The organism is Legionella sp. D16C41, from assembly GCF_048541585.1.
In the GTDB taxonomy this organism is placed as follows: Bacteria; Pseudomonadota; Gammaproteobacteria; order Legionellales; family Legionellaceae; genus Legionella_C.
In genome coordinates, this window is sequence record NZ_CP183303.1 from 1,335,867 (window position 1) to 1,354,776 (window position 18,910).

Sequence of the window (18,910 nt, forward strand, 5' to 3'; positions counted from 1 at the left end):
TTAAAGTACTATTTTTAGTAGCACAAATGAAATGCATCAGCGAGATAGCATGATGCATTTCATTTCATCAAGTTAATATTTTATAAATTCAATAAAATAACTAATTACCTATGTCTATGATGATTAGAACTACTGCCGTAGCTGCCACCATGGCCGTGATGATTAGTACTAGCTATTGAGCCGCTATGCCCGTGCCGACTACTGCCAAAAATACCGCCAGAGCTAGGATAGCTTGCACTGCCTGAACTTTCATGCCCATGATGATTGCTAGAAAAATAATTTGAGGAGGGATAGTAAGGTGTATCTACTCTAACAGAAGGCCTTGAAGCAAAAAAACTAGAGCCAAAAGATGGCGTATAATAATCATTGGTGTACACCCTACTGGAAGGTCCACAGCAACCTCTGAAAAGAAGAGGTAGTAGACAAAAAGTTCCAGCTGCTATTAAAAGAAAAGGAAGAGCAAAGAAGAGAGCTGGTGCTGCAGATGCAGCTGCGGTAGTTGCTAATAACGCCGTAGGAGCCGCAACAGCTGCTGATTTCATACTAATTGCTGCTGCAATCCCTATAGCAACAACTGCAGTTGTTGCTAATGCGGCTAAACATTTTAATTGGAAACTGTAATTATTTTTGGCCAAATTTTTTAATTTTGATTTCATTGTTTACTTCCTTTGCCGTTTAAAGAAAACACCATCTTCGTTTTCTTTACTAAAGGAGTCAATGGTTTTGTGTATTTTATGAAAAGTTAATTTACAATTTCATAAAGTTATGAAAAAAATATTTTCAATATTTATTAAATTAATTCTGTTAGAGTATTTTTTATCATCTAATTTGCTAATGTTGTTAAAGTTGGATTGGAATTATTATGATTGGGCAACATAATTAAGCCAAGGAATAGCGCCCAACACTTATTCCGATTCCAAATACGCTTACCAATATTTTTAACGTATCTGTAAAAATAGTTTTTAATAAGCTTAATAGTTAATAAAAAGTAATTTGATTTATAAATGGTCTTTTTTATTTTTTTAACCTCACTTATATGTTATTTTTAAATTAAAAAATTCTAGCAATATTTTTTAAAAAACTTGATTTTTATTGAGCTATATTTATATTCAAAATTTTAATTATGACATATAGAACAGAAAAAGCGCAGGCCGCTCACGAAGCTATAATTAGGTATATTAAAGGTGTTTTAAATAAAGAAGTTGTTACGGCAAAGATTAATAGACTTGATTTTGCTACCTTAACTGAAACAAGTATTAATGGACATAGTCATCTTCTAGATGCCATTCACTTAAGTTTGGTTCTTGCCGAAAAAGACGTTGATGAAAAGATTAATTTCTTAATTAAAATCATTTTAAAAAAAGCTCAAGAATTAGGCAAAGATGCTCTTCTTTTTCTGCTAAAAACGCCTTGCCATCGTGGCTTCACACCCCTTAATTCGCTGCTAAAAGATGGTAGTTTAAAGAATTTTAAAGCTTTTTTTGCTGTAATACATGATTTTATCCAGGCTAAATACTTAACGCCTCAGGATTACAAAGATTTACTATTTTTTGTAAATAAATACGATAAAAGTATATTAAATACTTTTTTACATAGTGAGAAACAAGAAAATTTTAAAGCTTATTTTAATGAAATACACAATAGTATTGATAACGGTATATTAGATGTTAAAGATTATATCAATTTTATTTTAAGCGCAGAGGCACCACATTCCACAATATTGCATTATGCTAATCTAATTAATTCAGCAAATTTTAATTTACTATTTGAAGAGTTTAATTATTTAATCACGCAACATTATTTACCTACCAATCAATTTTATGATTTTATAAGCAAAATTGACAGTAATAATCTTACTTTACTGCAACATATTATAACTAATAATAATTTAACGATTTTACAGCTCTTTTTAAAAGAATTAAAAAAATCAGTTCAAAATCAATGGATTAGTTCTGCTGATTTAAGTAAATTATTATTAACTACTTCTGTACGCGGCTTTTCAGTTATTCATTTAGCTATATTTGATGGTAGCTTAGAACTTCTGCAAGAATTATTTAATTTTTTAAATGAATGTCTTAATGAAGATTTGCTTCCTAAAAAAACGTTGCAAACTTTAATTTTAATACGTAATCAAACAGGACTTACTGCTTTTGCAAGTGCTATTAAAACCGGCAAAGCTGAATTAATTGCGCCTTTTATAAATTTTATTCAACAGGCAACTAAAGTCCATTGGCTAACAGCTAACGATTATTGCAAATTATTTGTACAAGCAAGTAATAGAGGTACTACACCACTTTATCTTGCTCTATTTAGTCAAAATATAGAATTTATTAAAGAATATTTTTTAGGGCTAAAAGAAGGATTGGCGCAAGGTTATCTGAAAGAAAAAGATATTAAACTACTTTTTATGAAGCGTACTTGTGATGGTGATACGTGTTTAGCCTATGTAGTAAAGAACGGTTTTTTGTCATTAGTGAAATTTTTTTTACAGGAGGTAAAAGAACTTTGTTCAAATAGTTATTTAACTATTTTGAATCAGAAGATAAAAGGAGAATTAGTAGTTTGTATAGGTAAAAATGAGGATGCTAAAAAGATTAATTCTCTACTTAATGAAGAGCGTACAGGAAGTTTGCTTAATCAATCATCGCCACTAGCTTTTTCTAATCGATTTTTTAAACCTTCTGTAGCGAAGGTCATAAACAAAGCGATAAATACTTTCAATTTCCCTGGCAATAGGGGCAGTATGACTTAAACGATAATTAATAAATTCTGATTTATAAAATGATAAAGTGGCGTATAATCGGTTAGCTCAAAAGCAATTCAATTTATTTTAATATGATTATAAAAGAAATAGATAATCCAGGCAGAGGTAATTGCGCATTTTATGCATTTGCAATTGGTATAATTGATATTATTAAGCATGAGGCAGCAAGAGGAGGCGATAGCGTAACATTTAAGAAGTTTTATGACTTAAGTCGGACTGCTTCTCAGGAATTTTCTATAACGTTAGAAGATATTAAAAAATTTGATTATAACAACCAGGATTATTCATTATTAAATGAAATGCAATCTTGTTTAAGGTTTATTATTTATAATCATCGCAAAGTTGAGCTACTTACTAGAAGCTTGAATTCACCTGATGAAGTTCCCCCTACAGCATTTATAGATTTTATGGAAATGGTACACTGTTTTGCTAAAGATGAACCGGCTGAAGCTAATTATAATAGTCTAATTTACTCTACTGGCGTACGAGAATATGCTAAAGAAATAGCAAATAAAATAAAGCTGATGAACCAGAGAATGGAACGTCTAGCAAAATGGTATCCTGAGAATAAGACTGACAAGGATTATAGTGAGGCTAGAAGAAAATATATGTTTAATCACTTTGACGAGCCTATTAATAGACTTATTTTAAAGGCCTTTAAAGATGATTTATATGTTAATGATAGCCCAACTTTAAAACTTAAAAATACATCTTATATTTTAGCTGCTATAAAAAATATTACAGTGAACAACTGTTGGGGAACGCATCGGGATTTGGATGAGCTAGCTAGCATATTCAAAATCGATCTCAATACTATTAATTATGGCAATGTCCGTTATTTATATGGTGCTGATAGAGGTTCTAAAAGCCCTACTATTACTTTAAACAATAAAAACAATGGGCACTGGACAACAAATTTAACTTTTCTAGGCCACTTTAATGGTAAAAAATATGATATTTTCACTAAAGATAGCATTCTTACCAAAGAAGAGATTAAAAAGATTTTATTAACTTATACCTCAGGTTGGAAAGCCATTTTAACTAATAGACATCATTTAATAAAAGCACAAGCGCTTATTGATGCTTGTAATAATAAGCAGACTGATATTTTAAATATACTTGATAACTTAATTGCATATACAGCTAATACAAATTTTGCTGCTAATAGCTCATTTAAGAAAAGAGTAGATTATATTTTAGAAAGAGCTAAATCTAGTTCTTTACTAGATGAACAATCTATTGAAATGACTATGTCTCTTAATTAAATCTTTGAAGTTAGCGCCAAACTTAAAGATTGGCGCTAATTTGGGCTTATCTCCAGCAGCGTAGTTGACCTGCGCCATTAATCCAGCAATTAGGACGGCCTCGAACAGGAACTGCATTAGGGCCTGGGCTGTTGGGAACGCATCTACCATAAAATCTATGAAAGCCGTATCCGCATCCTTGGGCAGCGTAGGACATTGATGAAGTCAATACACCTACTGTTAAAACTGTGCCTACTGCAAGTGTGCCTAAAAATTTAGGTAAATGCATAGACTTTATTTCCATATTTTTCTCCTTGTTTTGCATATTATTCCATTTAATTATAGAGTTGAATTAGTATATTTTGAACTAAAAATTTACATATAATAAAAAAAATGAATAATTTGATTATTTTTTTAGAATAAAATTAATTAAGTAACAATAAGTTAATTAAGCGCTAATTCATCAAACACTAGACTAATTGAGTAGGCAAAACTTAAAGAAAAAGACTAAATTCACTTGAGAATAAAAAAAAATTAAATTTTTTATTCTCATTTAAGAAAATCATGATATAAGAAAGTTTAGTTTGACAAAATAATAAAAATAAGTATGAGACGTTCTTTAGCTGAGTTAATTTCTGATGACTTAAATGAATTAGCCTATTTTGGTTCTGATGTAGTAGCAAGCGAAGAAGCTATTCGTTTTTTGATGAGAGTTTATAAAGATAAAAACGCTTTGGGCTGTATTGATTTAGTGCATAAAGATAACTTTGTACAAACACTTAAAACTATAATACTATCTGATGAAAATAAGCTGGCAAAGCAGCTCAACTTATCTACCTTTAACCAAAAACCTCTTTCCTACAAACAGTATCAATTTCTAGTTGAAGTCGGCAGCCGCAGTATGTCTAAGCAGCGGCAACCGGAGACAGTTCACTATTGCGCGGTAGATTTTTTTCTTATACAAAATGGTCAGTCAATTGCCTTTGTTGCCGATCACTATCGCGGACATGATGGCTTCTACAGTGCATTTCAAGAAGCTGCTAATGAACTTGGTGTTCATTTTATTATTGCTGGAAATAGCACTTATCAAGCAGATAGCGTGCATTGTCCTATTTTTTCGTTATATCACCTCTCCTTAACATATCGAGATAGTAAATTTATTTATAACTTTCTAGTTAAAATTACTAAAAATAATAATCAATCTACTCATACTTTAATAGATTGGAATCTATTGCCTCCAGATTATTTATTGTTATCACAAAGTGTGAGTATGTTATGGAGATATGTGGATACTGTTAAAGCAAGAGAGCAAACTGCAGATGTATTACCTAGTAAGCTTTTAACTCAAGCATTTTTTGACCAGCGTGTCAGTGTTGGACTTTATCCTGATTATCGTGATCAAGGAAAAGTTCGCAACAGAAATATTAAATTATTGGCTAATCGTATGGCAGGCGAAGCTGTAGTTTTATTAGAACATAATAAAAGTATTTATAGTGAAATAGAGCTAGCTAATATCTGCTATAAAACCCGTTATCCTTTAGTTTACGAATTACTAATAAAGGCTTTAAAAATTGCGGACAAATATCCATTTATTTTAAACCAATCATTAAAAAACTATTCAGAATTTCATCCTATTGGTGAATTGATTTTTTACTATGCAGGAGTTATCGAAAATTGCTTACAAAATGAAAAATTTAAAAGTATCTTAAATAATCAGGCTATTTTAATAGCTATGCATTTCGGATGGCTTGATCTTAAGCAATTTTTTACTGTACTCACTGATACAAGTAAAGAATGTCAAATAAAACAAGAGCCTTGTAACATTATATTTAATAACTTAGCAGGCTTTACTAAAATCATCGAGAGGTCATTATTAGACGATAGCGGTACTGGTACAAATCTTTTACCTTTATTATTAACAGCTAAGACCAAAGATTTCTTTAAAGAGGAAACATTAGGTGATTTATTTAACAAAGGGTTAATACCGTTAAAAGGTGTAGAGCTCATTCATCCTCATCAAATAGATAAAAATTATTATAATCAATTAAAAGAGGATCTTGAGAGATTAGATTATCTTCGTAAAACCTTTCTTACCGAGTTATCTAATTTTGCAGAGTATATTTCCGAGCATGATAGTGAAGATCAAGATGAGCTTGATTTCTCTTTATTTGATATCCCCGAGCCTATTCCATTTTCTAATGAGCCTTCATTAGAGAAACCAGAATTAAATATGGGTTTATTAGCACAGTCTATGAGTAAGTCTGTTTTTAATAATGTTAAGCCAAACCAGTTGTTATCTGAACAAGAGCAAGGCTTATTGCAAAGTATAAATTAATTTTAGGTTAGCAATATCTTCACTTAAATTAGGGCAAAGTAATGTTGTGAAGCTTATCTATTGATTCTGAATTCAGATTACGCGAATTTACTTCTAAATTGCAAGATTTAATTTCTTGCTTTGCTAACCTAGATATAGGTTTAGCAACCTTTAATTGATTATTAATTATCTCCCTATATTTTGAAACCAGCGATTGAATTTCAGCAGGAGTTGCTGATATATGAAGAGGGGTGGTAATACTTCCACCTAAGCTTGCATTATGAGTTAAAGCTAAATCTTCTTTATTCACATGTAAAATGCTAGCATATTCAAGGCATTTTGGAATTACTTGAAATGTTCTATTAGCAAGGGAAAAATTTTTATTATTCATTAAATAGATACCATAATGAAAATAGGCTTCGGCTAACATTAAATAGGCATAAGAACCATAATATTTTAAAAAATTTTGCTTAATATTTTTTATGATATTGCAATATAACTGCTCGATATCTTCATTAACTATATTAATAATTTTACCAGTAGTATTTTTATATAAATAAGCATAATAGCGTTGACAGGCATGAATGGAATTGAAAGCGATTGCTTGTTTAAGATAAGTTAATTCTATCTGCGAAAAATCAGTTTGCAACTTTTCAGCTACTTTACAAGCCTTGTAATAAAAATAAATACCTAAAAATAAATCCAGATAATTAGGGCAAGGTTGTGCATATAATGCTTTATCATTTTTAGTAATTAAGTAGCCATAGGTACTCCAACAAGAGAGCCAGTCTTGGTGAAAAAGAGGTAAATTACAAACTTCCTTGAACGAAGGATTTAATATAATTAGTTTTACAAGAAAATCAAATTGATTAGCATCACCGAGTAGTTTTTTTACCTTTTGAATCTGGTCCGCCCTAGGCATTGCTGTAAATTCATTAAGAAAATTTGTAGTAATATTTAATGGATCAGGAGCTAAAAATTCTTTCAAAGTTTGTATCTTTTTAGGCTCTGCATGAAAAAAATCATACATTTTAAGCTACTCTAGAAAATCAGTGCGGCGGATTTTATCATGAAAAATGTTTAAAAAAAATTTAAGCAAGTTATTGAGCTTATATATTGAAATAAATTATAAATTTATTGTAATTATTCACCGGCTTGACGACATTCATTTTTAGCATTTTCTCTACATAACTGAACGCAATTAGAATTATCAACTTGTTCACATTTAGCGATACATTTTTTTACAATCTTCTGAATACAATCTTTTTCTGCATTTTTATCTTCTTGCAAATTTATACCTAGGTTAGAAGAGGCTTGTAAAGGAGAAAAAAGTATTGATGTAAATAAAAAGCTTATAATTAATTTTTGCATAAATCTCCCTATAAATTTAGATTACTACCATAAATTATAGGTTATATAGAGAAGTAAAATTAATTTTTGAATAGACCTCTTGCATAACCTACTTAGGTTACGCGATTACTGTGTTGCAAGGGTTTCTCCGGTGCTCATTTACGCCATGTAAACTCCGCTCCTCAAAACCCTTGCGCCTTGCACTCACGCAAAATAAACAGGTTATGCAAGAGGTCTAATAAATGAGTTTAATGCAATATTAAGGTTGAATTTTCTGGAGCCTCTTGTTTAGTTGGTTTATCAACAGCATAAAAGCCTATTTCTTTTAATGCAGCAGTAGGGCTTGAACTTACAGTGGCATTATAAGTACGTTCTAGTCTATCAATGTGGTTTGCACTACGATTTAAAAGTTCCTCATAACGTTCATTACTACGACGCAATTCTTCCTGAACTAAGCGAAGTTTATTATTAGTTTCAGTGACATGCTCATTCATCTGCTCGAAACCTTTTTTTCTGTCAGCAAGAAATTCTTGTAAACGCTCTTGAAATATAAGTCGTTGATTTTCGGTTTCAGGAATAACTGTATTAATAAGATTGTCAATAGTACCTTGTAAGGTTAGTGCGACATTATTAGCTTGATCTAATTCCAGGCCCATTTTTGTTTTAACTTCATCTAATTCAAAAATTTTAGCTGATAGTTGTACTTGACTTTCTTCATAGTCTTTAATAGTTTTTTCGAGCTGTAATTTATTTTTAGCTAACAGCTTGGTATGTTCTTCAACAGCGTTTGCAAAATTGGTTGAAGTGTTGTGCAACTCATCTTTTGTTAGCGTTAATTGTTTTTCAACATTAACTAAGTGGCTCACTTGTAAGTGTAATTGCTCAACTTCTTGACTTAATTGTTCAACTAGAGCTGTAAGATGCTTATTTTCTTTTTTAAATTTACTAATTTCATGGGCTAATTCACTACGTAATTTTTCTAGTGACTCAATTACTATGCCTAGAGTATCTGCTAAATTTAAAATACCTTTTTTAAGATTATCTTTATCATTTTGACTTTGTTTATGATGATTATCAAGTAAGAGGCTACTAGCTACATACGTAAAAAGTGTGAAGAAACTAATAATAAAAAGAGCTACAATATGAGTAAGAATACTAACTACAAATAAAGGCACAATAACAATTGAACCAGCTATTACCTTTTGCCACCAAGGAAGTTGTCCCCAGAACTTCGCGGCTCTTGATAAGAGACTTGTGTTTTGTGCAAATGCTTCAATCATCTTATCTAATTCTTCTTTCATTTGCTTTAATTGATTTTGAGTAAAATTTATTTGCTGAAGTTTGTCCTCTTTGTCAGCGTCATTACTTTCTTCTTCAGAGACATTAGGTTCTTCGATATTTAATTCATTTGCTGCAATGTTGTTTTTAAGTTCTTCTGTATTCATTCCCTGTTTTCCTTAAATTTTTGTTATAGTAAAAACAACTTAATTTCTAACCAGAATGTAGAGACTACCGCTATACTTTAACACATTGAGTTTACAAAAAGATCTAGTTTGATTTTAATTAGGAGTTATAAATTTATTAGGCTAATAATTAGAGGGTAAGGGTATGATTCATTGCTAAAGCATGAGCTAATCTTTATTTCTACTTTATTAAAACACTGCTTTTAATGCCAGGGGATGGCTATTTACTCCTCTCAGACAATTATACCAATTTTATTTACTGCATTAGTTATTAATTGTCACTATGATAAACAATAGGAATAAGCCACTAAGGCTTATTTATTAACTTTAGTAAGCATATCTTGCATCGAAAGATTATCTTTGGTGCAATACACGAAAATCATACTTCGAAATGCCTATGTAGAAAGCTACAATGTGCGCATTATGTATGATTTTCGTGCGTTGCGCTTAAATCTAACCTTTCATTGCCCTTACTAACTTTAATCCAGTTAGGGCTGTGGGGTTGCTGCTGGTAGCATAGAGGCTTTCATTTGCGTATTTTTAAGGAAATTAATAAATACTAAATAAACACCATTAGTCCAGCCAAATCCTGTTTCATTGGTCTTATAGCTAAACTTAATCTTGTTGACTGTTTGAATACTACGTTCTTCAACATCATATTTTTCAAAAATAGTGTGTGCTTGCTGGTAGCCTTTCTCGACGGTTTTAATAAAGCGATTAGCAACCTCATGAGCAAGCTGCCTATAACCATAATTTTCTAAACCAAATACAGTAAAGTAATGCAGTGGCGCCCAGCCAAATGGTGCATCCCATTGTAAACCTGGGTAATGTTTACTTGTTACAAGGCCACCTTTTTCTAAAAAATTAGGTAAATTGTTAATTAAGGCTTGTGCCTGTTTTTTTGAAGCGATACCGGCCCAAAGTGGGTAAAAGGTTGTGGCATAAGAATAGTCTCGTAGACGTTTGGTTTTAAAATTATAATCAAAGTAATAACCACTTTTAGCATCCCATAAATAGCGATTAATTAGTTTTGCTCTTTTTTGTGCTCGCTTTTTCCATACGTTGGCTGTTTTGGGATGATTTAAAATAGTATAAATTTCTTGACTATCTTGCTCTAACTTATAAAGTAAAACATTTAAATCAACCGGTATATAATCCATAATGGCTGCACTAAAAGGGCCATACTTAGCTGTAATATCAAAACCAGACTCTCTGACTGTGCGATCAGCGCGGTAAAATAAAGGGGTTAGCTGTTTAGTTTGTTCATTATAATAAAGTGCTTTTTCATAGTCTGGAACATCATGAGTTTGAAAATAATCAATCACTTTAGAGTAATAAGTTGGTGACTCTTCTGGGCAAGGCCCATTCCCTCCAGCATAATAACGAGAAAGCCCTATTTTTGCGACTAAATGTGGCGGGGAAATCCAATATCGATATAATTTATTAATAGCAGGTAGAGTTTCCTTTAACCATTTTTTATCTTGCGTTTTATAATAATAAGCAAGAATCATTTCAGTTAAGAGGGGAGGATGTGAGCGCTCTAAATAATAGGTTCTATTGGCATTTAAAATAGTACCATAGTGTTTAATTTCATAAATCAAATTATCTACCATGTTCCTTGCCATTTGTAAGCGATTATTTTCTAGTAAACCAAGCTCAATAAAATAACTATCCCACCCATACATCTCATTAAATCTACCCCCTGGGACAACATAGGGAAAAGGTAGATAGAGTAATCCATGTTCTTTAATGGAATTAATATTTTTAGGTAAATAGCGAAACTCAATCGACTTGACTGTTTCATTAGGAAGATGCTGAGTAGCATTTAACTTTACAGTTTCAATATTTTCATTTCGAGGTAGATAAATAATTAATTTTTCTTCAGGAAGCTTACTATCAAACCAGGACTTAAATAGATTTCTATTATCACGGGTTAATACATCCCAACTACGCGAAATATAATGATGTATTTCATTATCTTTTCCTTCAAGTGGAGCAGTCAGAGGAGGGGAAGTAGTAGCAGGATCAGCATTTAAGGTTAAACAATAACAACAGTTAATAATAAAGAAACTAAATAGTAATTTTCGCATCCTTCCCTCAAACTTATAAATTATATTGATAGTACGGAAACATCTCTGATAAGCCTCTTGCAAGTTTAGTAAATAACTTATCATCTTAAAATTTGATTTACCGCTTAAAGAATAAACATTAAAGAAAAATTTTTAAACTTTGTACGGTAAATCAAATAAATCTTTTAAAATTAACAAGCTTGCAAATAATCAGGCTACCGATTGTCAACTTATTTCTTAAGTTTTCAAAAAATTCCTTTTAGTTTCCTTTCTCTGCTTAATCTATGGCCATTTTACTAAATTACTGCGTCGATTCCATGGATATACGCCATCACCTGTATTATTTACAACATGTCTGATTCCAGTGTTATAATTGCCGCTTAACCAAAATAAGACTATATGTTGTAGATTAATTGTTGGTTTGAGCGGTGCCTCAATTGCGCTTTCAAGATAGATATTATCAGCATCTCTAAAATAGTTATAAATACCCATTCCCCAAGTCTGATGAGTTTCAACATTATCTCCTATTTTATAGGAAGCATAACCGTTAATAGGGCCATTTTGCCACTCACCTTGGCTTGGTGGATCATAAGGAATTTCAGATTGATATTGATAAACTTTTCCGTTATTCCCATTCCAAACGGTTTGATACTTCTTAAAGTGCTCAACCATTAAATTGTACATAGTTACATTATCACCATTAACAGTAATACCATTATTACTATTATTGACTCGCCAACCAACATTATTACCATGATCTGCTCGCCACAACCAGAAATTATCTCCTATAACATCATTGCTGTTAACCTCTAGACAACTTTCCGTTTGGCCTAAATGAGAAGTTCCGCCTACTCGGCAAAAAATATCATAAAGGAAAGTAGGATTGTTAGCATGAGAGCGAGTAGTTTTCTTTTCCCCTATCTGTAATAATTTAGAAGAATACACAGGACCTGCATCAAATAAAAGACCAGCCAATTGTACACCATTTACATCATTAACTATCATAGCAGGCTTGCCCGTATCGCTTACCAGCGTTGGAATACCAAGTCCGTAAACAATAGTATTAGTTAAAGTGATACGAATAGAATCTTTTAAATGATAAACGCCAGGGGTAAGTATTAAACAGCGATAACTCTGTAGGGCTGTATTTATCTCAGCTACTGAATTATTAGGCTGAGCAATGAAGCAACTACTCATAGGAAGTGACTTACCTGTAATGTTCCAGTCTGTACCGATTGAGTCTTTTCTTAAGGTTCGTACTTTTAAATTAAATTCATTCGTTGTTTTGTTAAAATAAAGATAAGGTTTTTCACGCATTAAAGGTGTCTTATCTACGATAGTATAAGAGGGGTTTGGCCAATTTCCGCCAGGAATCGAACCAGTATCGCCAACAAAGACCATACTCCAGACAGAGCCGTCCCAATTACCAAAGCTTGAGTTACGTGTTACCCACTGTTGTTGTGAACCGGAAATTATACCTTGTTCAATTTGAGAGTTTGCAAGAAATCCACCACTTGAATAACCAACTTCAAATAAACGTAATGAACCTTGTACAATTTTAATTCTTCTTAAAAAGGTTGCTTGGGATACAGCCCAAACATTTTGATCCTTAGGTATAGCGTTGGGGTAACCTAAAGAACCTAAAGTGGGTTTTATGGTGAGGTTCTCAGCTCCTCGCCAAAAATTAACTAAGGCCCCAGGTCCATAGTCAGGATGATTTGGATCACTTGGGGGCATATCTTGCGTACGTACAGCACCGGTGATAAAAGTACTATCTGGTTTTTCACCTAAGCCTAGCACATGGGTATAATAACCAGTTTTTACATCAATATTTTCATCTAACCCGTATTGACCAGGCATAAACATTAACGCATAGCGCTCGTCGCCAAATTCATTAAAACGCTGTTGGTTATATATTTTGCTAATTGCATTGTTAATATCACTACTTCGCATACTACTATCAAAAATAATAACGTTTGGGCCAAAAGGATTTTGTACTGATTCTGCAAACACACAACTAGATAACAGTACTAAGACAGCAGTAACAGCATTTTTATTCATAGTCGTTCCTTGTGATTAACTTTCCAATTTAAAAACATCTTATCAATTTGTTCAATACCGGGGTAGTTTGCTAGATTATTTTCGAAAGGTAAAAAAATCAACCTATTTTACTATTTATAGTTATAAAATAGATAAAATTTGCTAAAGAAAAATAGTATTAAATTTTATATAGAAGTGCAAAGGCCTCAATGAGGCCTTTATAATTTAAGAGATTAATAAAAATTTAATGTTTAATTATTTTTGAAATATTTATTAGGTTAATGCAGCTCTAGTTATTAATTAACAAAATTAACTATTAGTAATGTTAGCAGTTTTAGCTAGATGACTTTCATTATGAGTCTTTTTAACCTTACATTTTAGTGGTTGAGCAGATTTAGAAATATTTGTTTGATTAGAATTTATACTATAATCTACGAAACCTGTAATTAACATAAAATAAGCATTTTTAAATTGAGTTGATGCTTGCATGACAATCCTTATCAATGAGATTTTTAAAGAAAGTTTTAGTGAAGGTATTAAGTGTATTCGTCAGGTAAGAACTAAACTTTAGAATTTAATAAGCTTATTTATTATTAATTAGTTAAATGAACTAGCCTTTGTTTATAATTAGGTTATAGCCTCATTAAGTTTTATAAAATAGAGATGAGAGATTTAGCAAAAATTAATATTGAAACACTTGTCTTAGTAGCGATTTGGGAGCAACCATTTATTTTTCAGGGTTGTTTTCAAATTATAGAAAGTATAAGTCAGAAAAAGGTTTTATACTTTTTTCGCTGTCAATATGAAAAATTTGAGTATATCAATAAAATTGATGATGATTTTTCACCTTATGATTATAATTTTTCCTATCTATATGATGAATCACGTATGATTGAATTGCATAGCTTAACTGACGCTGGTGATTTTGCTATTTATGTTTTGAAGTATGCTCTTCATACCACGCTGTTAGAAATGTTAAAGCATGAAAGAAAAAATTTTTTGTCTATAGACGATATGGCTATGCAAGCTATGATTGAAAGGATAAGACCTATCTTAGATCAAAATTTATTAACAGGCCTAGATGAAGACTTAGGTTTTGCTGCCTCAGTTGACTTCATGCCTCAAGAAGAAATGGCGCGAATGGCTGCTAAGGCATTACTTTCAAATTTTACTCAGCAAGATTTTACTCAAAGTAATAGACATTAATTACTATAAAGTTAATTAAGTTTCATTTCTCTAATAGATAATGTTGGTTTTTAAAGCAGATTACCTATTAATATAGAATTATTTTTTATCATTATTGCGATCAGTGTTAATAATATAGAGCATTTTATTCTTTAATATTTCTTTTGTAGTAGTATTTTTTAAGAAAAGTTTTTTAAGAATAGTTTTCATAGCTTGCCTCTAAAATAATTAAATGCTTTAAATATTTTTTAATATCATCGTCATTAAAAAAATAAACTTTAGTTATCGATATGGAAATTTTCTCATTGCTTTAACTTATTTTCTTTATTAAAATTTGACCTCGTAAAATTTAACTTGGTTTTTTTAGGATTATTTATGTTAGGGAAAATAAGTACAAGTTTATTGCTTTCATTAGGGCTTACCCCTTGCTTTGCAGGCTTTTATATTGGTGCGAGCACAGGGCCTGAAGGTGCATTGTTTTACCAACGCTCACATGTAACACGTCCTAATTTTTTTGGTACAGGCGGCTTTAACGTTATAGATAAAGAGCATTTTGCTGGTACTGGCGTGTTTGGTTCTCTTTTTGGTGGCTATGGCTGGGCCTTTAACCGCTTTTACTTGGCTCTAGAGGCTAATGCTAATATAAGCTCTCTTGAATACAAGTTAGTTAATGATGAATATTTGCATGGAAATTTTCTTAAAACGACATTTACTGTTAAGCGTAGCTATGGTGCAAGTCTGCTTCCAGGTTATTTTTTATCAGAAAATACACTCTTTTATGGAAGAGTTGGCTATCTCAATGGTCGTGTAAAAATTCACGAAGGTGCTGATCCAAGTATCCATAGTAGTAATAATGATCTTAATGGGATTCGCTTTGGTTTAGGTTTAAGACATGCGTTTGCTCCCCAATGGATTGCAATGATGGATTATAGTCAAACTCATTATGAACATATTAAGAGTCATACATTTGATCCCTTTGGCTCGGTAACAAAAGATTCAAAAATTACTCCTTATACAGCTCAAGTTGCATTTGGTTTAATTTATAGTTTCGATCAACCTGTCCCAGTTTATGTGAAATGATTTAACTTAGCTGCTCTTAAAGAGCAGCTAGTGCTGAATTTTTTCTGCTTAATAGCTTCTCCTAAACTTCATTACTACCAAACTTATATCAAGAATTTTAATTTAATTTTGTAGATCTATTGACTCTTGGTGTGACAATGATAAAAATTAGAGCATTTTATAACGAAGTAAATATAAAATAGCTCGCTAATTCTTTTTGTAGTGCGCTGGAGATAAAAAAGATGAACAAGTTTGTTAAAGTAATAATAAGTCTTTTTCTTTTAAATTGCTTAATATGCTCAAATGCTAACGCTTGGTATGGTGATTGGCATTTTGGAAATAGATATTATAATAATTATGCTAGTTTTTTTGGTTTTACGTTTGGTGGTTGGTTTCCTGGCCCAAATATTGTAATTAATGTCCCGGTTCAAAGAGAATATTATCCTATTTGCGAAACTGTAGAAGTTTGTGATGATATAACAGATGAATGTTGGCTTGAAAAATATTGTCGTTAGAATTACATCATTTAACTGTAAAATTTAGTAAGCATTCATACTCTCTGCACCCAGAGTCTGCTTTTAGCGCAAGAGATGAAGTCATCCTTTATAAATGCTCATGTAGAAAGCTACGTTGAGCATTATGCATAATTTTCGTGCGTTGCTCTTAAATAAAACTATTAATCAAGCTCTAAGCATATTCCGTGACTCGATACCAAATTTACTGATTTATTTTACTTAAAGGTCTAGAGCTATTAATTGTAAGCGAATTTAATGCCTCAAATTAGAGATGTAATTATTGCTTTAATGTTAGGCAAATGCTTACGCATTATTTGCTTTTGACAATTTCAGTATCATAAGTCGCACTGGCTTTTTCTAGCGCATTAATGTCATGGTTACAAAGGTAGCTTTTGAGCGTATTAAATTTTTCCTCACTCCATGAATAAATAGCTAAATTAAGTAAGCGTTCAATTGTATGATCATCAAAACGCTTACGAATAACTTTGGCTGGATTACCTGCAACAACACAATAAGGCTCAACATCCTTTGTTACTACAGCATTTGCCCCAATAATAGCGCCTTCGCCAATTGTAATGCCTGGCATAATCATTGCTCGCATGCCAAGCCAAACGCCATCACAAATGATAGTATCACCTTTGCCTTTATAGGCTTGTTTACTAAGCTCAGGAAAAGGGTATAAGCTAAACCAATCGGTACGGTGTGTATGATTACCACCTAGCATAATAATAACTTCCGCCGCAACACATACATAATCACCAATATATAATTGATCAATAGGCCATTGTGGCTGCCAACTTTTTAAACTAAATTCATCGCCATAAAGATAGCGAACGACGTTTTCTTCAAAACTACCTGTCCATGCGTCACTATAGTAACTATGATTTCCTTTGATATGAATATTTGGGTTTTTAACAACTTCATGTAAATATTCTACTTTTGACCAATGTTTACTGCGCATTAAATTCATAATCTCAATTAAATTTAAGGATTATATATATTTTATTGCAAGACATATAGCTTTAATTTAGAACATTCTAAAAACTAATAATGAGTTTAAACTTAATATTATAAAGATAAAGTGGGTGGCGCTATTATAGCAGGGTCAGTCTAAAGTAAATTATATAAGAAATAATCAAGCAAAGGAGTAGTTATGAGTAATGATATAGAGCTTTTTTTAAAATCAAAAGCGTATGGAGTAGTAGGCGCTTCAAGTAATCGAGAGAAGTATGGTAACAAAGTATTACGTTGTTATATGCAGCATAATCTAACCGTTTATCCAGTTAACCCTCATACTGATAAAATTCAAAACTTATCTACTGTACAATCTATTGAAGATTTACCAGCAGAAGTAGAAAGCATTTCAATTATTACTCCACCAAATGTTACAGATAAAATAGTTGAACAAGCATTAAAAAAGGGTATTAATAACATTTGGATGCAGCCAGGAGCTGAAAGCCGTTATGCTATAGAACGTTGTGAATTAGCAGGAATTAATCTCATTGCTGGCGGGCCTTGCCTCTTAGTTATTTTAGGTTTTAATGATTAGAATAACGATTTAACTATTAGCTTTTAAAACCATGAAATAAGCTGCAACATAATCAGGTATGTTTCGTGTAGCTTGATAGTAAGCTTCTTTACTGGTATAGCTGCCTGTTAAAAAGTCGACTTGGTATAAGTTATTTACAAAAGCGCCACCGGTATCTGCTAAGATTCCAGCTCGAGAAATGATTTGGCCGGTTTTGTTAGCATATTGAACCATCATTAATTTACCTAAGCCAAGTTGTTTTAAATCGCCTGCAAAGGTTACTTCGGGGTTAACAATGATTTTGTAATCAGCATCTTTACCATAACCTTGAATACCCTGAACCTGTTTAAAATACCAAAAACGCTCTTGCTCCAAGGGGTTTTTATGAGCATCATAGCCAATATTATTGCTGCGGTGAACGTTAAATGTCTTTTTATGGCGGCCAAAATCAGCAACAATTGTTCCTTGCATTAAGGCGGCCTCTAAATCATTGCGGCTTAAATAGGCAAGCGTTGGAACATTGTGTTTATTTAGAGCACCTTTTAATATTGCTTGCTTACCAAATTGCAGACGAATTAAATCTTTTTTGTTATTCGCTTCTTCTAAAGATAGATTTTTTTCATCTTGCGGTAGTGCATACAAAGCAAATGGTTTAGCGTCGTTGGGTTTCTCTGCTGCTTTGGCAAGATGAATATAGTATTTAGTCATTAAAATACGGTCAGAAGGTAAATGCTTAAGCAAGGACTTAGTCGCTGCTAATTGTTTTGCTTGCTTTTGATCCGGATACCAACGAATAAAATCAAAATGAGCCTGGACAAACTCTGGATTATTTAGTTCATTTTGATGTTCACAAACAAATTTTAAGGTTGCCTTAACTCTATCTAAAGGAATTTGAATCGCTTTACCTGCATGAATGACATCTGGATCATAATCATTTCCTTTATTAAGATAAGCAAGCGTTTCTTTAGCTGTAGCGCATAGGGCTTGAGTATTAATTTCATAACGATTGTCAGCTATAGGATCCATGAGATTAAATTGTGGAGCTGCAAAGTTTGTTTTTACAGTTAATAATACTATTAAAAACAGGAATGTTTTCTTAGCCATAGGAAAGCCAGTAGGTTAGTTTGTTTTACAGTAATTGTATTGTCATAACGATTACAGGGTGCTGGATTATATTCATCCGTGCCAAAAAAGTCCTCGATTCTACCTGATTTTGGAAGCCTAATTTAGCGTATTTAAGAATAGCAGTTTTTTTATCTTTAAGTAAGCTGTTAACTAGCAAAGATAATTTTTAAATAAGAAATAAATTAAAGTTGTAATTTCTTCATTTTTTATCCATAAAAGCTCCTGATTTATAATTATCCATTGAATTTAACGAT

Annotated in this window: 17 protein-coding genes; 7 read left to right on the forward strand and 10 right to left on the reverse strand. The window is 31.9% G+C overall.

Annotated features, from left to right (window positions below):
- Window positions 1–104: 104 nt before the first annotated feature.
- The gene (locus tag ACNVED_RS05880) at window positions 105–656 is read right to left on the reverse strand and encodes a hypothetical protein (RefSeq protein ID WP_419420824.1); all 552 of its coding nucleotides are present in this window, start codon (window positions 654–656) and stop codon (window positions 105–107) included.
- Window positions 657–1,123: 467 nt separating this feature from the next.
- Between ACNVED_RS05880 and ACNVED_RS05885 the strand changes: the two genes are divergently transcribed.
- A complete protein-coding gene (locus ACNVED_RS05885) occupies window positions 1,124–2,752 on the forward strand; it encodes a hypothetical protein (protein WP_419420825.1) in 1,629 nt (542 codons plus the stop codon).
- 83 nt (window positions 2,753–2,835) lie between these two features.
- Window positions 2,836–4,029 (forward strand): hypothetical protein, encoded by a 1,194-nt coding sequence (locus ACNVED_RS05890; RefSeq protein ID WP_419420826.1) that lies wholly within the window; start codon window positions 2,836–2,838, stop codon window positions 4,027–4,029.
- A gap of 46 nt (window positions 4,030–4,075) precedes the next feature.
- Here ACNVED_RS05890 and ACNVED_RS05895 read toward each other — a convergent pair whose 3' ends face one another.
- The gene (locus ACNVED_RS05895; RefSeq protein ID WP_419420827.1) at window positions 4,076–4,312 is read right to left on the reverse strand and encodes a GCG_CRPN prefix-to-repeats domain-containing protein; all 237 of its coding nucleotides are present in this window, start codon (window positions 4,310–4,312) and stop codon (window positions 4,076–4,078) included.
- Between the two features lie 303 nt (window positions 4,313–4,615).
- On the opposite strand from ACNVED_RS05895, the gene ACNVED_RS05900 reads away from it, so the two are divergent.
- On the forward strand, window positions 4,616–6,343 hold the full coding sequence (locus ACNVED_RS05900; RefSeq protein ID WP_419420828.1) for a hypothetical protein: 1,728 nt from the start codon (window positions 4,616–4,618) through the stop codon (window positions 6,341–6,343).
- A 28-nt stretch (window positions 6,344–6,371) separates the two neighbouring features.
- On the opposite strand, the gene ACNVED_RS05905 is transcribed toward ACNVED_RS05900, so the two are convergent.
- From ACNVED_RS05905 to ACNVED_RS05930, 6 genes are all read right to left on the reverse strand, one after another.
- A complete protein-coding gene (locus tag ACNVED_RS05905) occupies window positions 6,372–7,352 on the reverse strand; it encodes a DUF5630 domain-containing protein (RefSeq protein ID WP_419420829.1) in 981 nt (326 codons plus the stop codon).
- Between the two features lie 113 nt (window positions 7,353–7,465).
- Window positions 7,466–7,693, reverse strand: a complete 228-nt coding sequence (locus tag ACNVED_RS05910) for a hypothetical protein (RefSeq protein WP_419420830.1) — start codon at window positions 7,691–7,693, stop codon at window positions 7,466–7,468.
- Window positions 7,694–7,920: 227 nt separating this feature from the next.
- On the reverse strand, window positions 7,921–9,117 hold the full coding sequence (locus tag ACNVED_RS05915) for a LegC2/C7 family Dot/Icm T4SS effector (RefSeq protein ID WP_419420831.1): 1,197 nt from the start codon (window positions 9,115–9,117) through the stop codon (window positions 7,921–7,923).
- A 506-nt stretch (window positions 9,118–9,623) separates the two neighbouring features.
- The gene (locus tag ACNVED_RS05920) at window positions 9,624–11,225 is read right to left on the reverse strand and encodes a trehalase family glycosidase (RefSeq protein WP_419420832.1); all 1,602 of its coding nucleotides are present in this window, start codon (window positions 11,223–11,225) and stop codon (window positions 9,624–9,626) included.
- Between the two features lie 261 nt (window positions 11,226–11,486).
- Complete coding sequence (locus tag ACNVED_RS05925; RefSeq protein WP_419420833.1) at window positions 11,487–13,265, reverse strand: hypothetical protein; 1,779 nt, start codon at window positions 13,263–13,265, stop codon at window positions 11,487–11,489.
- Between the two features lie 288 nt (window positions 13,266–13,553).
- Window positions 13,554–13,733, reverse strand: coding sequence for a hypothetical protein (locus tag ACNVED_RS05930; protein ID WP_419420834.1), 180 nt, complete (start codon window positions 13,731–13,733; stop codon window positions 13,554–13,556).
- Window positions 13,734–13,907: 174 nt separating this feature from the next.
- Between ACNVED_RS05930 and ACNVED_RS05935 the strand changes: the two genes are divergently transcribed.
- The 3 genes from ACNVED_RS05935 to ACNVED_RS05945 all read left to right on the forward strand — a co-directional run bounded on the left by ACNVED_RS05935 (window position 13,908) and on the right by ACNVED_RS05945 (window position 16,003).
- The gene (locus tag ACNVED_RS05935) at window positions 13,908–14,450 is read left to right on the forward strand and encodes a hypothetical protein (protein WP_419420835.1); all 543 of its coding nucleotides are present in this window, start codon (window positions 13,908–13,910) and stop codon (window positions 14,448–14,450) included.
- A 354-nt stretch (window positions 14,451–14,804) separates the two neighbouring features.
- Window positions 14,805–15,509: an outer membrane protein gene (locus ACNVED_RS05940; protein WP_419420836.1), complete on the forward strand. Its 705-nt coding sequence runs from the start codon at window positions 14,805–14,807 to the stop codon at window positions 15,507–15,509.
- 221 nt (window positions 15,510–15,730) lie between these two features.
- A complete protein-coding gene (locus tag ACNVED_RS05945) occupies window positions 15,731–16,003 on the forward strand; it encodes a hypothetical protein (protein ID WP_419420837.1) in 273 nt (90 codons plus the stop codon).
- Window positions 16,004–16,313: 310 nt separating this feature from the next.
- Here the strand turns inward: ACNVED_RS05945 and ACNVED_RS05950 are convergent, their stop codons facing one another.
- A complete protein-coding gene (locus ACNVED_RS05950; protein ID WP_419420838.1) occupies window positions 16,314–16,964 on the reverse strand; it encodes a CatB-related O-acetyltransferase in 651 nt (216 codons plus the stop codon).
- A gap of 192 nt (window positions 16,965–17,156) precedes the next feature.
- Between ACNVED_RS05950 and ACNVED_RS05955 the strand changes: the two genes are divergently transcribed.
- The gene (locus tag ACNVED_RS05955) at window positions 17,157–17,552 is read left to right on the forward strand and encodes a CoA-binding protein (RefSeq protein WP_419420839.1); all 396 of its coding nucleotides are present in this window, start codon (window positions 17,157–17,159) and stop codon (window positions 17,550–17,552) included.
- Window positions 17,553–17,561: 9 nt separating this feature from the next.
- Here ACNVED_RS05955 and ACNVED_RS05960 read toward each other — a convergent pair whose 3' ends face one another.
- Window positions 17,562–18,635, reverse strand: coding sequence for a hypothetical protein (locus ACNVED_RS05960; RefSeq protein WP_419420840.1), 1,074 nt, complete (start codon window positions 18,633–18,635; stop codon window positions 17,562–17,564).
- Window positions 18,636–18,910 lie beyond the last annotated feature (275 nt).

Coding starts and splice junctions, on each gene's coding strand:
- ACNVED_RS05880 (WP_419420824.1), bottom strand. CDS start 656: ATGAAATCAAAATTAAAAAATTTGGCCAAAAATAATTACAGTTTCCAA.
- ACNVED_RS05885 (WP_419420825.1), top strand. CDS start 1,124: ATGACATATAGAACAGAAAAAGCGCAGGCCGCTCACGAAGCTATAATT.
- ACNVED_RS05890 (WP_419420826.1), top strand. CDS start 2,836: ATGATTATAAAAGAAATAGATAATCCAGGCAGAGGTAATTGCGCATTT.
- ACNVED_RS05895 (WP_419420827.1), bottom strand. CDS start 4,312: ATGGAAATAAAGTCTATGCATTTACCTAAATTTTTAGGCACACTTGCA.
- ACNVED_RS05900 (WP_419420828.1), top strand. CDS start 4,616: ATGAGACGTTCTTTAGCTGAGTTAATTTCTGATGACTTAAATGAATTA.
- ACNVED_RS05905 (WP_419420829.1), bottom strand. CDS start 7,352: ATGTATGATTTTTTTCATGCAGAGCCTAAAAAGATACAAACTTTGAAA.
- ACNVED_RS05910 (WP_419420830.1), bottom strand. CDS start 7,693: ATGCAAAAATTAATTATAAGCTTTTTATTTACATCAATACTTTTTTCT.
- ACNVED_RS05915 (WP_419420831.1), bottom strand. CDS start 9,117: ATGAATACAGAAGAACTTAAAAACAACATTGCAGCAAATGAATTAAAT.
- ACNVED_RS05920 (WP_419420832.1), bottom strand. CDS start 11,225: ATGCGAAAATTACTATTTAGTTTCTTTATTATTAACTGTTGTTATTGT.
- ACNVED_RS05925 (WP_419420833.1), bottom strand. CDS start 13,265: ATGAATAAAAATGCTGTTACTGCTGTCTTAGTACTGTTATCTAGTTGT.
- ACNVED_RS05930 (WP_419420834.1), bottom strand. CDS start 13,733: ATGCAAGCATCAACTCAATTTAAAAATGCTTATTTTATGTTAATTACA.
- ACNVED_RS05935 (WP_419420835.1), top strand. CDS start 13,908: ATGAGAGATTTAGCAAAAATTAATATTGAAACACTTGTCTTAGTAGCG.
- ACNVED_RS05940 (WP_419420836.1), top strand. CDS start 14,805: ATGTTAGGGAAAATAAGTACAAGTTTATTGCTTTCATTAGGGCTTACC.
- ACNVED_RS05945 (WP_419420837.1), top strand. CDS start 15,731: ATGAACAAGTTTGTTAAAGTAATAATAAGTCTTTTTCTTTTAAATTGC.
- ACNVED_RS05950 (WP_419420838.1), bottom strand. CDS start 16,964: ATGCGCAGTAAACATTGGTCAAAAGTAGAATATTTACATGAAGTTGTT.
- ACNVED_RS05955 (WP_419420839.1), top strand. CDS start 17,157: ATGAGTAATGATATAGAGCTTTTTTTAAAATCAAAAGCGTATGGAGTA.
- ACNVED_RS05960 (WP_419420840.1), bottom strand. CDS start 18,635: ATGGCTAAGAAAACATTCCTGTTTTTAATAGTATTATTAACTGTAAAA.